This is a genomic window from Mesorhizobium sp. M1E.F.Ca.ET.041.01.1.1, assembly GCF_003997355.1.
Lineage (GTDB): Bacteria > Pseudomonadota > Alphaproteobacteria > Rhizobiales > Rhizobiaceae > Mesorhizobium.
Genome location: NZ_RZSL01000105.1, coordinates 1 through 14,721 on the forward strand (window position 1 = coordinate 1; position 14,721 = coordinate 14,721).

The following is a 14,721-nucleotide window of genomic DNA, read 5'->3' on the forward strand; positions in this document are numbered from 1 at the left end:
CCCCGAAGGACGCGCGGCTTTCGAAGCATCGGCTCGGATCGAGTGATCAGGCCTTCGGCACGAAAGGCGCCGGGCGCCGGCCGGCGCCCTGCCGTTCCAGCATCCAGCCGGGATATTCGGCAGGCAGCGCGCTCATCTCATCGAGCTTGGCAAGATCGTCGGCGTCGAGCTTCAATCCGGTGGCGGCAAGGTTCTGTTCGAGCTGGTCCATGCGGCTGGCGCCGATGATCACGCTCATCACGAAGGGTTTCGCCAGCACATAGCCAAGCGCCACCGTGGCGACGCTGACATCATGCTTCCTGGCGATCTCGCGCATGACGGCGACCGCCGCCCAGGCGCGGTCCTCGTTGACCGGCGGGAAGTTGAAGTTGGCGCGGCGGCCTTCGCCATTGCCCGGCGCGCCCGGGCCGTATTTGCCCGACAGCAGCCCACCGGCCATCGGCGACCAGACCATCAGGCCGAGCTTCTCCTCGTTGATCAAAGGCACGATTTCGCGCTCGAGATCGCGGCCGGCGATCGAGTAGTAGGACTGCACCGTCTCGAAGCGCGCATAGCCCTTGTGCTCGGCGGTGCCGAGGGCCTTGGCAATGCGCCAGGCCTGCCAGTTGGAGACGCCGACATAGCGGACCTTGCCGCTGGAGACGAGGTCGTCGAGCGCCCTCAGCGTCTCGTCGATCGGCGTCACCGTGTCGGTGCCGTGCAGCAGGTAGAGATCGATGTGGTCGGTCTGCAGCCGCTCCAGGCTGCCGTCGATCGAATCCATGATATGGCCGCGCGAAGAGCCGCGCTGGTTCGGACCTTCGCCCATGACGCCGTGCACCTTGGTGGCAATAATCACGTCCGACCGCTTGACGCCGAGATCCTTGAGCGACTGGCCGAGCAGCCGTTCGGATTGGCCGAAGGAATAAACATCGGCGGTGTCGAAGAAATTGATGCCGGCGGCGATGGAGCGGCCGACGATCTCGTTGACGCCTTTCAGGTCGAGGCTGGCGATGAGACCCCATTGGGCATTCTCGCCGGCGGCGCCGAAGGTCATGGTGCCGAGGCAGAGTTCGGAGACGAACATGCCGGTATTGCCAAGCTGGTTGTAGCGCATGGTGGTATTTCCCAAGAGAAGGATTGAAACACACGAGGGAAATAGGAACGGCACGTTTCGTTTCAAGCGCTGGCGCAAACGCGACGGCCAACTGGCTCAAGGGAACCGTTGGGCAGCGATCCGGCAGGGGCGCAGAGGTCAGGCTTCCCAGGGATTAAGCACGGTGACGCCGATGTCTTCGAAGGCAGCGACATTGCGCGTAACCACGATGAGGTCGTGGACGAGAGCCGTCGCTGCTATGAGCGTGTCTGCGCTGCCTCGCGTACGGCCTGCCGTGATGCGGCCCCACGCCAACGCAATCTCTTCGGTGATTGGAAGAATGCGGTCCCGATTGTCTCTTCGTAACTCTCTCAACCAAATATCGAGCCGGGCCGCTCTTTCGAGGTCTACATTGCGTTGCTTGACGATTCCTCGCTCGATTTCGCCGAGGGAAATGACGCTAAGGCTGATCGACGCCGGATCGATCGAAGCCACCCAGGCGGTCGGCTTAGGCAGGCGCCTTTGCACATCCGAAACAATGTTTGTGTCGAGCAGGTACATCAGAGGTCGACGTCCCGGATCATGTTATCCGGGCGACGGGTGATTTCCTTGTCAAACGCATCGTCCCAGCCGGGGCCGGTCAGAAGATATTCGGCAAGAGATTTCTTCTTCCCAGCCAAGCGATCGTAGTCCTCCACGGACAGCACGACCGCAGCCCGTTCCCCACGAAGTGTCACCGTTTGCGGGCCCTCGGTTCTCGCGCGCTGGACCACTTTCGAAAAATTGTTCTTCGCGTCCTGAAGATGCCAGTTCATGCTACGCTCCTAGCTAGCTTGGCTAGATATAAAGTGGCCGCCCCCAATTATCAATCGAGACGAACGAGTACTGACAGGCTACCGGCTGCCGAAGATCGCCGAGCCGACCCTGACACTGGTCGCGCCGAAGGCGATTGCCGTCTCGTAGTCGGCGGACATGCCCATCGAGAGTTCTGCGACGCCGGCTTCCTTGGCGAGCTTCTCCAGCAGCGCGAAATGCGGACCGGGGTTTTCGTCGGCCGGCGGAATGCACATCAGGCCTTCGATGACGAGCCCGTGTTCCTTGCGGCAACGCTTGACGAAACGAACCGCCTCACGCGGCTCGATGCCGGCCTTCTGCGGCTCGGACCCGGTGTTGACCTGGACATAGAGTTTTGGCGAACGGCCTTGCCTGGCGATCTCCTTGGCAAGCTCGGCGGCGATCTTGTCGCGGTCGACCGTCTCGACGACGTCGAAAAGCGCTACCGCCTCCTTGGCCTTATTGGACTGCAGCGGGCCGATGAGGTGGAGCTCGATGTCGGGGAATGCAAGCCTGAGCGCCGGCCATTTGCCTTGAGCTTCCTGCACGCGGTTCTCGCCGAAAACGCGCTGGCCGGCTTCCAGAACGGGCCGGATCTCGTCGGCCGAAAACGTCTTGGACACAGCGACCAGCGTGACGGCGCCAGGCTCGCGCTTTGCTTCGCGTTCGGCGCCCGCAATCCTCGCCTTGACCGCAAGAAGCTGTTCGACGGCACTCGTCATGCCCATATCCTGCCTATAGTTTTAGCGCCGACGCCGGATCGCCACAGTTGACGGGTCCGGCAATCCATGGTGAACACCGCGACGACATTGTCTCGGCTGCCGGCCTAGGCGTGTCGATATTCAGGTGATGCCGGCCTGCAAATGCCGGTTTCCTGCGCTTCCGGTGCTCACGTACTTTAAGTACGCTCCGCTCCGGTGCTCGGAACCCGCCATTTTCGGCTCGGCCTGACCTGAATATCAACACGCCTTAATCCAGCACCGTGCACCTGCTTTTAAGTGAAAAACATCCGATGGCAACCGAACGATACAATCCGCGCACGTCAGAGCCCAAATGGCAGAAGGCCTGGGCCGAAAAGAAGCTGTTCGAGGCCAGGAATGACGACCCGAAGCCGAAATACTACGTGCTCGAGATGTTCCCCTATCCGTCGGGGAAGATTCATATCGGCCACACCCGCAACTACACGATGGGCGATGTCGTGGCGCGCTACAAGCGCGCCAAGGGCTTCAACGTGCTGCATCCGATGGGCTGGGACGCTTTCGGCATGCCGGCCGAGAATGCGGCGATGCAGAACAAGGTCCACCCCAAGGACTGGACCTACGAGAACATCGCCGTCATGCGCGAGCAGCTCAAGGTCATGGGCCTGTCGCTCGACTGGGCGCGCGAGTTCGCCACTTGCGATGTCGACTACTACCACCGCCAGCAGATGCTGTTCCTCGACTTCGTCGAGAAGGGACTGGTGACGCGCAAATCCTCCAAGGTCAATTGGGACCCGGAGGACATGACGGTGCTCGCCAACGAACAGGTCATCGACGGCCGCGGCTGGCGCTCGGGCGCGCTGGTCGAGCAGCGCGAGCTGACACAGTGGTTCTTCAAGATCACCGACTACGCGCAGGACCTGTTGGACGCGCTCAACGGCCTCGACGAATGGCCGGAAAAGGTCAAGCTGATGCAGCACAACTGGATCGGCCGCTCGGAAGGGCTGCTGATCCGCTGGCCGCTGGCCAAGTCGGTCGGCGGCGAGCATGAGCTGGAAGTCTACACGACCAGGCCGGACACCATCTTCGGCGCCTCCTTCATGGCGGTCGCGGCCGATCATCCGCTGGCCAGGAAGGCCGCGGAGAGCAATGTCGAGCTGGCCAAGTTCATCGACGAGGTCCGCCATATGGGCACCTCGGTGGCGGCGCTGGAAACGGCCGAGAAGAAGGGTTTCGACACCGGCATCCGCGTCGTCCATCCGTTCGACGACAGTTGGACGCTGCCCGTCTATGTCGCCAATTTCGTGCTGATGGAATACGGCACCGGCGCCATCTTCGGCTGCCCGTCGGGCGACCAGCGCGACCTCGACTTCGCCAACAGATACGGCCTGCCGGTGATCCCCGTGGTGATGCCGGAGGACGCGGACGCCAAGACCTTCCAGATCATCGAGGAAGCCTATGTTGATGACGGCGTGATGATCAATTCGCGCTTCCTCGACGGCATGAAGCCGGAGAAGGCCTTCGACGAAGTGGCGAAGCTGCTCGAACAGAAGACGATCGGCGGCCGGCCGATGGCGGAGCGCAAGGTGAACTTCCGCCTGCGCGACTGGGGCATTTCGCGCCAGCGCTACTGGGGCTGCCCGATCCCGATGATCCATTGCGAAGCCTGCGGGGTCGTGCCGGTGCCGAAGGCCGACCTGCCGGTCAGGCTGCCCGACGACATCGAGTTCGACCGTCCGGGCAACCCGCTCGACCGCCACCCGACATGGCGGCATGTGAAGTGCCCGCAATGCGGCCGCGACGCGCGGCGCGAGACCGACACTATGGATACCTTCGTCGACTCGTCGTGGTATTTCGCGCGCTTCACCGCGCCCTGGGCCAACGAGCCGACAGAGCCGAAGGCTGCCGACGAATGGCTGGCGGTCGACCAGTATATCGGCGGCATCGAGCACGCGATCCTGCATCTGCTCTATTCGCGCTTCTTCACCCGCGCCATGCGCGAGACCGGCCATCTCAATCTCGCCGAGCCGTTCAAGGGCCTGTTCACGCAAGGCATGGTGGTGCACGAGACCTACCGCGTCGGCGGCCCGTCGACCAATGGGCGCTGGCTGTCGCCGGGCGAAGTCAGGATCGAGGATGCGGGCGGCAAGCGCCGCGCCATCGAGATCGCGACCGGCGAAGAAGCGACGATCGGCGCGCTCGAGAAGATGTCGAAGTCGAAGAAGAACACGGTGAGCCCGGAAGAGATCACCGACGGCTACGGCGCCGACACCGCACGCTGGTTCATGCTGTCGGACTCGCCGCCCGAACGCGACGTCGAATGGACGGACGAGGGTGCCGCCGGCGCGCATCGCTTCGTGCAGCGCGTCTGGCGCCTGGTGCAGATCGCGGCGGAGCAGCTCTCCGGCGTGAAGCCCGCGGCGGCCAAGGAAAGCGAGGCGGGTGCCGTCTCGAAGGCGGCGCACAAGATCCTGAAGGCCATCGGCGAGGATATCGAGAAGCTCGGTTTCAACCGGGCGATCGCGCGCATCTACGAGCTTGCCAACGCGCTGACCACGCCGCTCAACGATGTCGCCGAAGGCAAGGCGGACGCGGCGCTGAAAGGCGCTTGCCGCGAGGCCGTCGAGATCCTGGTGCATGTGATCGCGCCGGTGATGCCGCATCTGGCCGAGGAATGCTGGGAGACGCTGGGCGGCACCGAACTCGTCGCCGAACGGCCGTGGCCGGTCTTCGATCCGGCTCTCGTCGTCGACAACGAGATCGTGCTGCCGGTGCAGGTCAACGGCAAGAAACGCGGGGATTTGACAATTGCCCGCGACGCGGATCAAGGTGCCGTCGAAAAAGCGGTGCTGGCACTCGACTTCGTGCAAAAAGCGCTCGATGGCAAGGCCCCGCGCAAGGTGATCATCGTCCCGCAGAGGATCGTCAATGTTGTTGCCTGATCCGGAAAAGTCAGAAGCGGGACGCCACTTCGGCCGCGTTACGGTCTGGGGCCTGGTCGCCTCGCTGGCGCTGGTCTCGGCCTGCACGGTACGGCCGCTCTACTCCAGCGCGCCGCTCACCGTCGGCTCGCAGGTCGGCGCCGCCGCCGAACTTGCATCGATCTCGATCAAGCCGGTCGGCACGCGCTACGGCCAGCAGGTGCGCAACAATCTGATCTTCGCGTTCGGCCAGGGCTCCGGTGAGCCGGCCTCGCCGGCCTACACGCTCGACCTCGGCGTCAGCGAGCTGGTCGAATCGGCCGCCATCGTCCAGGTGCAGACCGAAGAGGACGAGCCGACGGCGGGCACGGTGACGCTCACTGCCAATTATGTGCTGCGAGATGCGACCGGCGCGGTGGTAGCCGTCGGCAAGCGCTCGATCCCGTCGTCCTTCGACCGGCCGCGCCAGGAGTTCGCCGCCTACCGGGCGCAGATCGACGCCGAGAACCGCGCCGCCCGCGAACTCGCCGATCTGCTCAGGCTGGCGATCGCCCAGGACCTGGCCAAGCACGGCAAGAAGGCCTGAGGCGTATTGATATTCAAGTGAGGCCGGCCTGCAAATGCCGGCTTCTCGCGCTTCCGGCCTTCGCCGACCGAAGCGCTCATGAGTGGCGTGGCAGTTAAATCAAGGCTACGGCCGGCGTAGGCCGCTTCTCGGAAACCGTCCAGTTTGGTCGCTTCGCGCCCGTCTTCGACTCCGGCTCGGCCTGACCAGATTGTCGGATGCAGAAGCTCCAACCGATCCAGTCATGGTCTTGGTGGTTGCTCTCCGACGTTCAGGCATCATCTCGCAAACGGAAGCCACGAACCTTTGGCGCTCATGTCATGGAACACTACCGTGTAGGAGCCGGAGTTGCGCGCCCCCTTGACTTAGAGCGCACTCTAACCTGTAGCTTCCCGTGCGTCGTGACGAAAGAAGGGTGCTCATGAAGATTGGTGAACTGGCGAAGCGTTCGGGATTGTCGACCCACACCATCCGTTACTATGAGCGGATCGGGCTGCTTCCCTATGCCGACAGGGACCAATCGGGCCAACGTGACTACGACGCATCAATCCTCAGCTGGATAGAATTTCTCGACCGTCTCAAAGCGACCGGGATGCCTATCCGGGAAATGCTGCGCTACGAGGCCTTGCGGGAACGTGGCGTCGGCACGGAAGCGGAGCGCGGCGCGTTGCTTGAACAGCACCGCGAGCGTGTCCGAGCGCATGTGGCCGAATTGCAAGCCTGCCTTCTCGTCCTTGACACCAAGATTGCCGGATATGCAGGGAATGAACAGAGGATGAAAGAATATGACGCAACAATCCCCGAACGCCGGCGAAAGCCGGCTGGAACGCGGCAAGCGGGCGCTCGCTGAAATCGACGGCGAAGCCGGCCACAATGTCATTGCCGCTCTGGCGGACATTGCCCCCGACTTCGCAAACTACGTGTTCGAGTTCTCGTTTGGCGACATTTACAGCCGCCCCGGCCTCGATCTGCGCGCTCGGGAAATCGCCACTGTCGCGGCGCTGACCGCGATGGGGACAGCGACACCGCAATTGAAGGTTCACATTGAGGCGGGCCTGAATGTCGGGCTGACCAAGGACGAAATCATCGAGATCATCATGCAGATGGCGGTCTATGCGGGCTTTCCTGCGGCGCTCAACGGCCTGTTCGCAGCCAAGGAAGTATTCGCCCGATTTCCCGTCCAGAAGGGGGAAGCGACCGTGTAGGAGCCCGGTTCACGGCGAGGGACCACGAGATGGCGCAGGTCGCTTAGGAGCCTTCCGATCCGGGCTTCGTGCGTCACGCGGCCAAAGGCTATTCACCCTCTCCCGGAACCACTCGAACACCTAAAGCGCGTCGCGCTGAAGCGGTTCGGACGACGCGCTTTAAGTCTTTGTTTTTGATGCATGTCGTTCTCCCAAAACCGCTGCGCACTTTTGGGCGACATGCATTAAGCCGGGAACAGCTCCCGAAGGGTCTCGCGAACCAGCTCAAGAAACCCCTGAATCGCAACACACCTTCGCGCACCGCTTGTATCGACAAAAAGGGCCGGTTGCCCGACCTCTTTTTTGTCTGATCTCCAGCCTCAGCCGATCTTCTGGCCGGTCTTGGCCCAGTCGGCTAGGAAGGCGGCAAGGCCCTTGTCGGTCAGCGGATGATTGACCAGCGCCTTCAGCGTCGCCGGCGGCGCGGTCACGACATCGGCGCCGATCAGCGCAGCCTGCTTGACGTGATTCACGGTACGCACCGAAGCTGTCAGGATCTCGGTCTTGAAATCGTAATTGTCGTAGATGGTGCGGATTTCGGAGATCAGCTCCATGCCGTCCGAGCCGGTGTCGTCGATGCGGCCGACGAAGGGCGAGATGAAGGAGGCGCCGGCCTTGGCGGCAAGCAGCGCCTGATTGGCCGAGAAGCACAGCGTGACATTGACCATGCGGTTCATCTCGGTGCGGATCGTCTTGCAGGCCTTCAGCCCGTCCAGCGTCAGCGGCACCTTGATGCAGACATTCGGCGCGATCTTGGCCAGCACCTCGGCCTCGCCCATCATGTCCTTGAACTCGGTGGCCACCACCTCGGCCGAGACCGGGCCTTCGACGATGTCGCAGATCTGCTTCGTGACCTCGGCGATCTTGCCGCCCGATTTCAGGATGAGAGACGGGTTGGTGGTGACGCCGTCGAGCAGCCCCAGATCGTTCAGTTCCTTGATCTCCTTGATGTCGGCGGTGTCGACAAAAAACTTCATAGCGGTCTCCTGAGGATTTTCATGTGCATGGCATGCACCTTGGGGGGTCACCCTTTGATCTAGACCAAAGTCAGGGCAAGGTCACGCCTGATGACGGAAGATTCGCCCTTTGTCGCGGCCGCACCCGTGCTGGTGCCGATGCCTACCGAACGGCCCTACACCTATGCCGTGCCGCCCGGCATGCGCGTGGTGCCGGGCTCGATCGTGCGCGTGCCGCTGGGGCCGCGCCAGGTCGCTGGCATCGTCTGGGACGGCGCCGTCGAAACGGTCGATCCGAAGAAGCTGCGGCCGATCGAGGAAGTCTTCGATTGCCCGCCGATCGACCGGGCGATGCGCCGCTTCGTCGACTGGATCGCGCACTATACGCTGTCGGCTCCCGGCATGGTGGCGCGCATGCTGCTCAGGGCACCGGAAGCGTTCGATCCGGAGCCCTGGATCGAGGGGCTGCAGCGTACCCTCGCGGAACCCGATCGATTGACCGATGCCCGGCGGCGCGTGCTGGAGACGGCCGAGGGCGGGCTTGCCTGGACGCGCTCCGGTCTCGCCCATGCGGCGGGCGTCTCCTCGACCGTCATCGACGGCTTGAGGGCTCAAGGCGTGTTCGAGACGGTGATGATCCCGCCAAGGCCGGTGGTGGCGGCGCCCGATCCGGGCCATGCCGCGCCGGAATTGATGCCGGACCAGAAGGCGGCGGCCGAGAAGCTGCGAGCCGCTATCGCGGCCGACGCCTTCAACGTCACCCTGCTCGACGGCGTCACCGGATCGGGCAAAACGGAAGTCTATTTCGAGGCGGTGGCGGCGGCGCTCGACAAAGGCCAGCAGGTGCTGATCCTGCTGCCGGAGATCGCGCTCACCCATGCCTTTCTGGAACGTTTCCAGGACCGGTTCGGCGCCAAGCCGGCGGAGTGGCACTCGGACCTGCCGCCCAGGATGCGCGAACGCGTCTGGCGGCAGGTGGCCGAAGGCGGCGTGCGCGTCGTCGCCGGGGCGCGCTCGGCGCTGTTCCTGCCGTTCAAGAACCTCGGCCTGATCGTCGTCGACGAGGAGCACGACCCCGCCTACAAGCAGGAGGACCGCGTCTTCTACAATGCCCGCGACATGGCGGTGGTGCGCGGCCATATCGGGGCCTTCCCGGTCGTGCTCGCCTCGGCGACACCGTCGGTGGAAAGCCGGGTCAATGCCAGCCAGGGTCGATACGACAGGGCCGTGCTGTCGTCGCGCTTCGCCGAGGCCGCGCTTCCCGACCTGAAGTCGATCGACATGCGCCGCGCGCCGCCGGCGCGCGGCGGCTTCCTGTCGCCTCTCCTGCTGGAGCAGATGCAGCGCACGCTGGAGAAAGAAGAGCAGTCGTTGCTCTTCCTCAACCGGCGCGGCTATGCGCCGCTGACGCTCTGCCGCGTCTGCGGCCATCGCTTCGGCTGCCCGGTGTGCTCGGCCTGGCTGGTCGAGCACCGCTTTCGCGGCCAGCTTGTCTGCCATCATTGCGGGCACAACGAGCGGCGGCCGGAAGCCTGCCCGGAATGCGGCACGCTCGACCATCTCGTGGCCTGCGGGCCGGGCGTCGAGCGCATCGCCGAGGAGGTGGTGGCGCATTTCCCGGAGGCGCGCACCATCGTGCTCTCGTCCGATCTGCTCGGCGGCGTGCGCCGGCTGCGGCTCGAACTGGAGGCCGTCGCCAATGGCGAGGCCGACATCGTCATCGGCACGCAGCTCGTCGCCAAGGGCCACAATTTTCCCGGTATGACGCTGGTCGGCGTGGTCGATGCCGATCTCGGCCTTGCCAATGGCGACCCGCGCGCCGCCGAGCGCACCTTCCAACTGCTCAGCCAGGTGACGGGCCGCGCCGGCCGCACCGGCAAGAAGAGCCTCGGGCTCTTGCAGACCTACCAGCCGGACCATCCGGTGATGCGCGCGATCGTCTCTGGCGATTCGGAAGCCTTTTACGAGCGCGAGATCGCCGAGCGCGAGCGGGCGGCGCTGCCGCCTTTCGGCCGGCTCGCCGGCATCATCGTCAGCGCCGCGACGCGGGCCGAAGCCGAAGGTCATGCGCGCGGTTTGCGGCGCGCCGCCCCAACCGCATCGGATATCTTCGTGCTCGGGCCTGCCGAGGCGCCACTGTCGCTGATCGGCGGCCGCCACCGCTTCCGCCTCTTGGTGCAGGGCGAGCGGCGCGCCGACATGCAGGGTTTTATTCGCGCCATGCTGGCGGATGGGCCGAAACTGAGGGGCTCGGTCAGGGTGCAGGTCGACATCGACCCGCAGAGCTTTCTATAAGCTCAAGAGACTGTCCCACCGGAGCGCTCACACATGAAGACCCTTGGCCTCATCGGCGGCATGAGCTGGGAATCGACGGCGATCTATTATCGCCTGCTCAACGAGATCGTGCGCGAGCGGCTGGGCGGGCTGCATTCGGCGAAGCTTTTGCTGTGGTCGTTCGATTTTGCCGAGATCGCCGAACGCCAGCATGCGGGCGACTGGCAAGGCGCGGGCACTCTTCTCGTGGAGGCCGCGCGCGGGCTGGAGGCAGCCGGCGCGCATGGCCTGGTGATCTGCACCAACACCATGCACAAGCTCGCCGACCAGGTGCAGGCAGCGGTGTCGATCCCGTTGATCCACATCGCCGATGCCACGGCGCACGCCGTCGTCGAAGCGGGCGTCAAGCGCCCGGCGCTGCTCGCAACACGCTTCACCATGGAGCAGGATTTCTACAAGGGACGGCTCGCCGACAAATACGGCCTGCAGCCCGTGGTGCCGGACCGGACCGGCCGCGACATGGTGCATCGGGTGATCTACGACGAGCTCTGCCAGGGCGTCGTCAGCAGCGGTTCGAAAGCGGCCTATGTCGAAGAAGTCGGCCGCCTGCGGCGCGATGAAAAGATCGACGGCCTCATCATGGGCTGCACCGAGATCACGATGCTGATCGGCCAGGGCGATTTCGACATTCCGGTGTTCGACACCACGCGCATCCATGCCGAGGCGGCGGTCGAATTCGCGCTGTCTTGACACGTTCTTTCTAAAGTACGGGCCGCCATCTGGCGTGCGATTTTTCCTCCGCTAGAATGCCGGCAATTTCAAACAAGAATTTACGAGGGGGAAAGATGGAATTCGCGTTTCCGTGGCCCGCGAGCCAGGGCGAGTGGCTGGCATGGTCGAGCGCCGTTGTCACCTTGCTCATCGGCCTGTTGCTGTTCCTGGCGCCGAATCTCGCCTTCCGCATCCTGCGCCTGCAGGCGAAGCCCGAGAAAGCGGCGGCGATCGCCGAAGGGCGCGGCCGCATGTCGGGCTTCTATCTCGGCGTCAGCCTGTGCTGCATCCTGTTGGCGCAGCCGCTGCTTTACATGGCGCTCGGCTTCTCCTGGCTGTTCACGGCCTTCGGCCGGCTCTTGTCGATGATGTCGGACGGCGCCAACACCCCTTTCAACTGGGCTTCCATCGTGGTTGAATTGGCGCTGGCGGCCCTGCCGCTGGCCTTCGCCTTCGGCTTCGTGCCGTGAATTCGTGACTAAAGCGCGTCGCGCCGAAGCGGATTCAAGCGACGCGCTTTGGGTCCTTGTTTTGATGCATGTCGTTTTCCCAAAACCGCTGCACACTTTTGGGCGACATGCATTAATCCGGCGCTTGAGCTTGGCCTTCGCCGCCTGATGCGACAAAAGTGCCTGAAAACCATGCCGGACGATGCATTGCGGTCTTAAAAGGCCTGTGCTAGACGGCAATCGACTTTCGGCCGGGGATAGCGGAAGCCGCGCCTCCGTGCTTGGAAAAATCGCAGTAAGGTCAAAGATTTAGCCAGAGTTTTTGCTCGCGCCAACAATCTGCGGCCTGTCAGACAAGAGAAAAGACGGTCCGTGGCCCAATCGTCATCGCCAATCTCAGCTGTCGCAGAACGCTATGCAAGCTCGCTGTTCGAGCTCGCGCTGCAGGAAAATTCGGTCGCCAAGGTCGAGGCCGACCTCAACGACTTCGAGGCGATGCTCAACGGCAGCGCCGATCTTACCCGGCTGATCAACAGCCCGGTGTTTTCCAGCGAGGATCAGGCCAAGGCGATCGGCGCGATCGTCGGCAAGGCCAAGATCACCGGCCTGGTCGGCAATTTCCTGCGCGTCGTCGCCAAGAACCGCCGCCTGTTCGCCGTGCCCGGCATGATCAAGGCGTTCCGCCAGATCGCCGCCGATCATCGCGGCGAGGCGTCGGCCGAGGTCACCTCGGCGCATGCGCTGACGGATGCGCAGCAGACCGAGCTCAAGGCGACGCTGAAGAGCATCGCCGGCAAGGACGTGGCCATCGCCATGACCGTCGACCCGTCGCTGCTCGGCGGCCTGATCGTCAAGATGGGCTCGCGCCAGATCGATACGTCGCTCAAAACCAAACTCAATTCGCTCAAGCTTGCACTGAAAGAGGTCGGCTGATGGACATCCGCGCCGCGGAAATTTCCGCAATTCTGAAAGACCAGATCAAGAATTTCGGCAAGGAGGCCGAGGTCTCCGAAGTCGGCCAGGTTCTGTCCGTCGGTGACGGCATCGCCCGCGTCTACGGCCTCGACAATGTCCAGGCCGGTGAAATGGTCGAATTCCCCGGCGGCATCCGCGGCATGGCGCTGAACCTCGAAGCCGACAATGTCGGCGTCGTCATCTTCGGCAACGACCGCGACATCAAGGAAGGCGACACCGTCAAGCGCACCGGCGCCATCGTCGACGTTCCGGTCGGCCCCGGCCTGCTCGGCCGCGTCGTCGACGCGCTCGGCAATCCGATCGACGGCAAGGGTCCGATCAAGGCGACCGAACGCAAGCGCGTCGACGTCAAGGCGCCCGGCATCATTCCGCGCAAGTCGGTGCATGAGCCGATGTCGACCGGCTTGAAGGCCATCGACGCGCTGATCCCGGTCGGCCGCGGCCAGCGCGAACTGGTCATCGGCGACCGCCAGACCGGCAAGACCGCCATCATCCTCGACACGATGCTGAACCAGAAGTCGGTGCACGACAACGGCCCGGAGAAGGAGAAGCTCTACTGCGTCTACGTCGCCGTCGGCCAGAAGCGCTCGACCGTCGCGCAGTTCGTCAAGGTGCTGGAGGAGCGCGGCGCGCTCGACTATTCCATCATCATCGCCGCCACCGCGTCCGATCCGGCGCCGATGCAGTTCCTGGCGCCGTTCGCCGGCTGCACGATGGGCGAATATTTCCGCGACAACGGCATGCATGCCCTCATCAGCTATGACGACCTGTCGAAGCAGGCCGTCGCCTATCGCCAGATGTCGCTTCTGCTGCGCCGCCCGCCGGGCCGCGAAGCCTATCCGGGCGACGTCTTCTACCTGCACTCGCGCCTGCTCGAGCGCGCCGCGAAGCTCAATGACGACAACGGCAATGGTTCGCTGACCGCGCTGCCGATCATCGAGACGCAGGCCAACGACGTGTCGGCCTACATCCCGACCAACGTGATCTCGATCACCGACGGCCAGATCTTCCTCGAAACCAACCTGTTCTTCCAGGGCATCCGCCCGGCGGTGAACGTCGGTCTGTCGGTGTCGCGCGTCGGCTCCTCGGCGCAGGTCAAGGCGATGAAGCAGGTCGCCGGCTCGATCAAGGGCGAGCTCGCGCAGTACCGTGAAATGGCGGCCTTCGCGCAGTTCGGCTCCGACCTCGACGCTGCCACGCAGCGCCTGTTGAACCGCGGTTCGCGCCTGACCGAGCTCTTGAAGCAGCCGCAGTTCTCGCCGCTCAAGACCGAGGAGCAGGTCGCGGTGATCTTTGCCGGCGTCAACGGCTATCTCGACAAGCTGGCGCTCAACCAGGTCGGCAAGTTCGAGCATGGCCTGCTCAGCCACATGCGCTCGGCCGGCAAGGACGTGCTCGACGGCATCCGCGAGGAGAAGGCGCTGTCCGACGATCTGCGCGCCAAGCTGAAGGCGGAAATCGACGCCTTCGCCAAGACCTTCGCTTGAACGAAGCCGGACGGGATCGGGTTTGAAGCATGGCTTCGTTAAAAGACCTTCGTAACCGTATCGCCTCGGTCAAGGCGACGCAGAAGATCACCAAGGCGATGCAGATGGTCGCCGCGGCGAAGCTGCGTCGCGCGCAGGAAGCGGCGGAAGCCGCCAGGCCCTATTCCGAGCGGATGGGCGCGGTGCTGGCCAACATCACCCAGGCGATCGGCGGCGGCGGCGATGCCCCTGCGCTGATGACCGGCACCGGCAGGGACGATGTGCATCTGCTCATCGTCTGCACCGCCGAGCGCGGCCTGTGCGGCGGCTTCAACTCGCAGATCGCGCGTCTTGCCCGCGACCACATCCGCCGGCTTCTCGCCGATGGCAAGCAGGTCAAGATCATCTGCGTCGGCAAGAAGGGTTTTGACATCCTGCGCCGTGAGTACAGCTCGCTGATCCTCGAGCGCGTCGACCTGCGCGAGGTCAAGAC

Annotated in this window: 15 protein-coding genes; 10 read left to right on the forward strand and 5 right to left on the reverse strand. The window is 63.9% G+C overall.

Annotation, left to right across the window (positions count from 1 at the left end):
• Window positions 1-46: 46 nt before the first annotated feature.
• The 4 genes from EOA38_RS11615 to EOA38_RS11630 form a co-directional block, all read right to left on the reverse strand.
• Window positions 47-1,096 (reverse strand): aldo/keto reductase, encoded by a 1,050-nt coding sequence (locus tag EOA38_RS11615; RefSeq protein ID WP_127299258.1) that lies wholly within the window; start codon window positions 1,094-1,096, stop codon window positions 47-49.
• Window positions 1,097-1,234: 138 nt separating this feature from the next.
• The gene (locus EOA38_RS11620) at window positions 1,235-1,636 is read right to left on the reverse strand and encodes a type II toxin-antitoxin system VapC family toxin (protein WP_127299259.1); all 402 of its coding nucleotides are present in this window, start codon (window positions 1,634-1,636) and stop codon (window positions 1,235-1,237) included.
• Window positions 1,636-1,890: a type II toxin-antitoxin system Phd/YefM family antitoxin gene (locus tag EOA38_RS11625; protein ID WP_127299260.1), complete on the reverse strand. Its 255-nt coding sequence runs from the start codon at window positions 1,888-1,890 to the stop codon at window positions 1,636-1,638. The genes EOA38_RS11620 and EOA38_RS11625 overlap by 1 nt, the downstream gene beginning before the upstream one ends.
• Before the next feature lie 78 nt (window positions 1,891-1,968).
• Window positions 1,969-2,631: a YggS family pyridoxal phosphate-dependent enzyme gene (locus EOA38_RS11630; protein WP_127299261.1), complete on the reverse strand. Its 663-nt coding sequence runs from the start codon at window positions 2,629-2,631 to the stop codon at window positions 1,969-1,971.
• 290 nt (window positions 2,632-2,921) lie between these two features.
• On the opposite strand from EOA38_RS11630, the gene leuS reads away from it, so the two are divergent.
• From leuS to EOA38_RS11650, 4 genes are all read left to right on the forward strand, one after another.
• Window positions 2,922-5,549 carry a leucine--tRNA ligase gene (gene leuS, locus EOA38_RS11635; protein ID WP_127299262.1) on the forward strand — a complete coding sequence of 876 codons (2,628 nt, stop codon included), beginning with the start codon at window positions 2,922-2,924 and terminating at the stop codon, window positions 5,547-5,549.
• Entirely contained in the window at window positions 5,536-6,114 is a 579-nt protein-coding gene (lptE, locus tag EOA38_RS11640) for an LPS assembly lipoprotein LptE (RefSeq protein WP_126091330.1), read from the forward strand. Before leuS ends, lptE begins: the two co-directional genes overlap by 14 nt.
• Window positions 6,115-6,514: 400 nt before the next feature.
• Window positions 6,515-6,943: a MerR family transcriptional regulator gene (locus EOA38_RS11645; RefSeq protein WP_126091331.1), complete on the forward strand. Its 429-nt coding sequence runs from the start codon at window positions 6,515-6,517 to the stop codon at window positions 6,941-6,943.
• A complete protein-coding gene (locus EOA38_RS11650) occupies window positions 6,879-7,298 on the forward strand; it encodes a carboxymuconolactone decarboxylase family protein (RefSeq protein WP_127299263.1) in 420 nt (139 codons plus the stop codon). Before EOA38_RS11645 ends, EOA38_RS11650 begins: the two co-directional genes overlap by 65 nt.
• 359 nt (window positions 7,299-7,657) lie before the next feature.
• On the opposite strand, the gene fsa is transcribed toward EOA38_RS11650, so the two are convergent.
• Window positions 7,658-8,314 (reverse strand): fructose-6-phosphate aldolase, encoded by a 657-nt coding sequence (gene fsa / locus EOA38_RS11655; RefSeq protein WP_127299264.1) that lies wholly within the window; start codon window positions 8,312-8,314, stop codon window positions 7,658-7,660.
• A 90-nt stretch (window positions 8,315-8,404) separates the two neighbouring features.
• Between fsa and EOA38_RS11660 the strand changes: the two genes are divergently transcribed.
• The 6 genes from EOA38_RS11660 to EOA38_RS11685 form a co-directional block, all read left to right on the forward strand.
• Window positions 8,405-10,588, forward strand: coding sequence for a primosomal protein N' (locus tag EOA38_RS11660; protein ID WP_127299265.1), 2,184 nt, complete (start codon window positions 8,405-8,407; stop codon window positions 10,586-10,588).
• A gap of 33 nt (window positions 10,589-10,621) precedes the next feature.
• Window positions 10,622-11,317 (forward strand): aspartate/glutamate racemase family protein, encoded by a 696-nt coding sequence (locus EOA38_RS11665; protein WP_127299266.1) that lies wholly within the window; start codon window positions 10,622-10,624, stop codon window positions 11,315-11,317.
• Window positions 11,318-11,412: 95 nt separating this feature from the next.
• Complete coding sequence (locus EOA38_RS11670; protein ID WP_126091336.1) at window positions 11,413-11,808, forward strand: DUF4345 family protein; 396 nt, start codon at window positions 11,413-11,415, stop codon at window positions 11,806-11,808.
• A 351-nt stretch (window positions 11,809-12,159) separates the two neighbouring features.
• Window positions 12,160-12,720: a F0F1 ATP synthase subunit delta gene (locus EOA38_RS11675; RefSeq protein ID WP_126091337.1), complete on the forward strand. Its 561-nt coding sequence runs from the start codon at window positions 12,160-12,162 to the stop codon at window positions 12,718-12,720.
• On the forward strand, window positions 12,720-14,249 hold the full coding sequence (gene atpA / locus EOA38_RS11680) for a F0F1 ATP synthase subunit alpha (protein ID WP_127299267.1): 1,530 nt from the start codon (window positions 12,720-12,722) through the stop codon (window positions 14,247-14,249). The genes EOA38_RS11675 and atpA overlap by 1 nt, the downstream gene beginning before the upstream one ends.
• A gap of 29 nt (window positions 14,250-14,278) precedes the next feature.
• Window positions 14,279-14,721 (forward strand): F0F1 ATP synthase subunit gamma (locus EOA38_RS11685; RefSeq protein WP_189434616.1); only part of this gene is annotated, 443 nt, incomplete at its 3' end.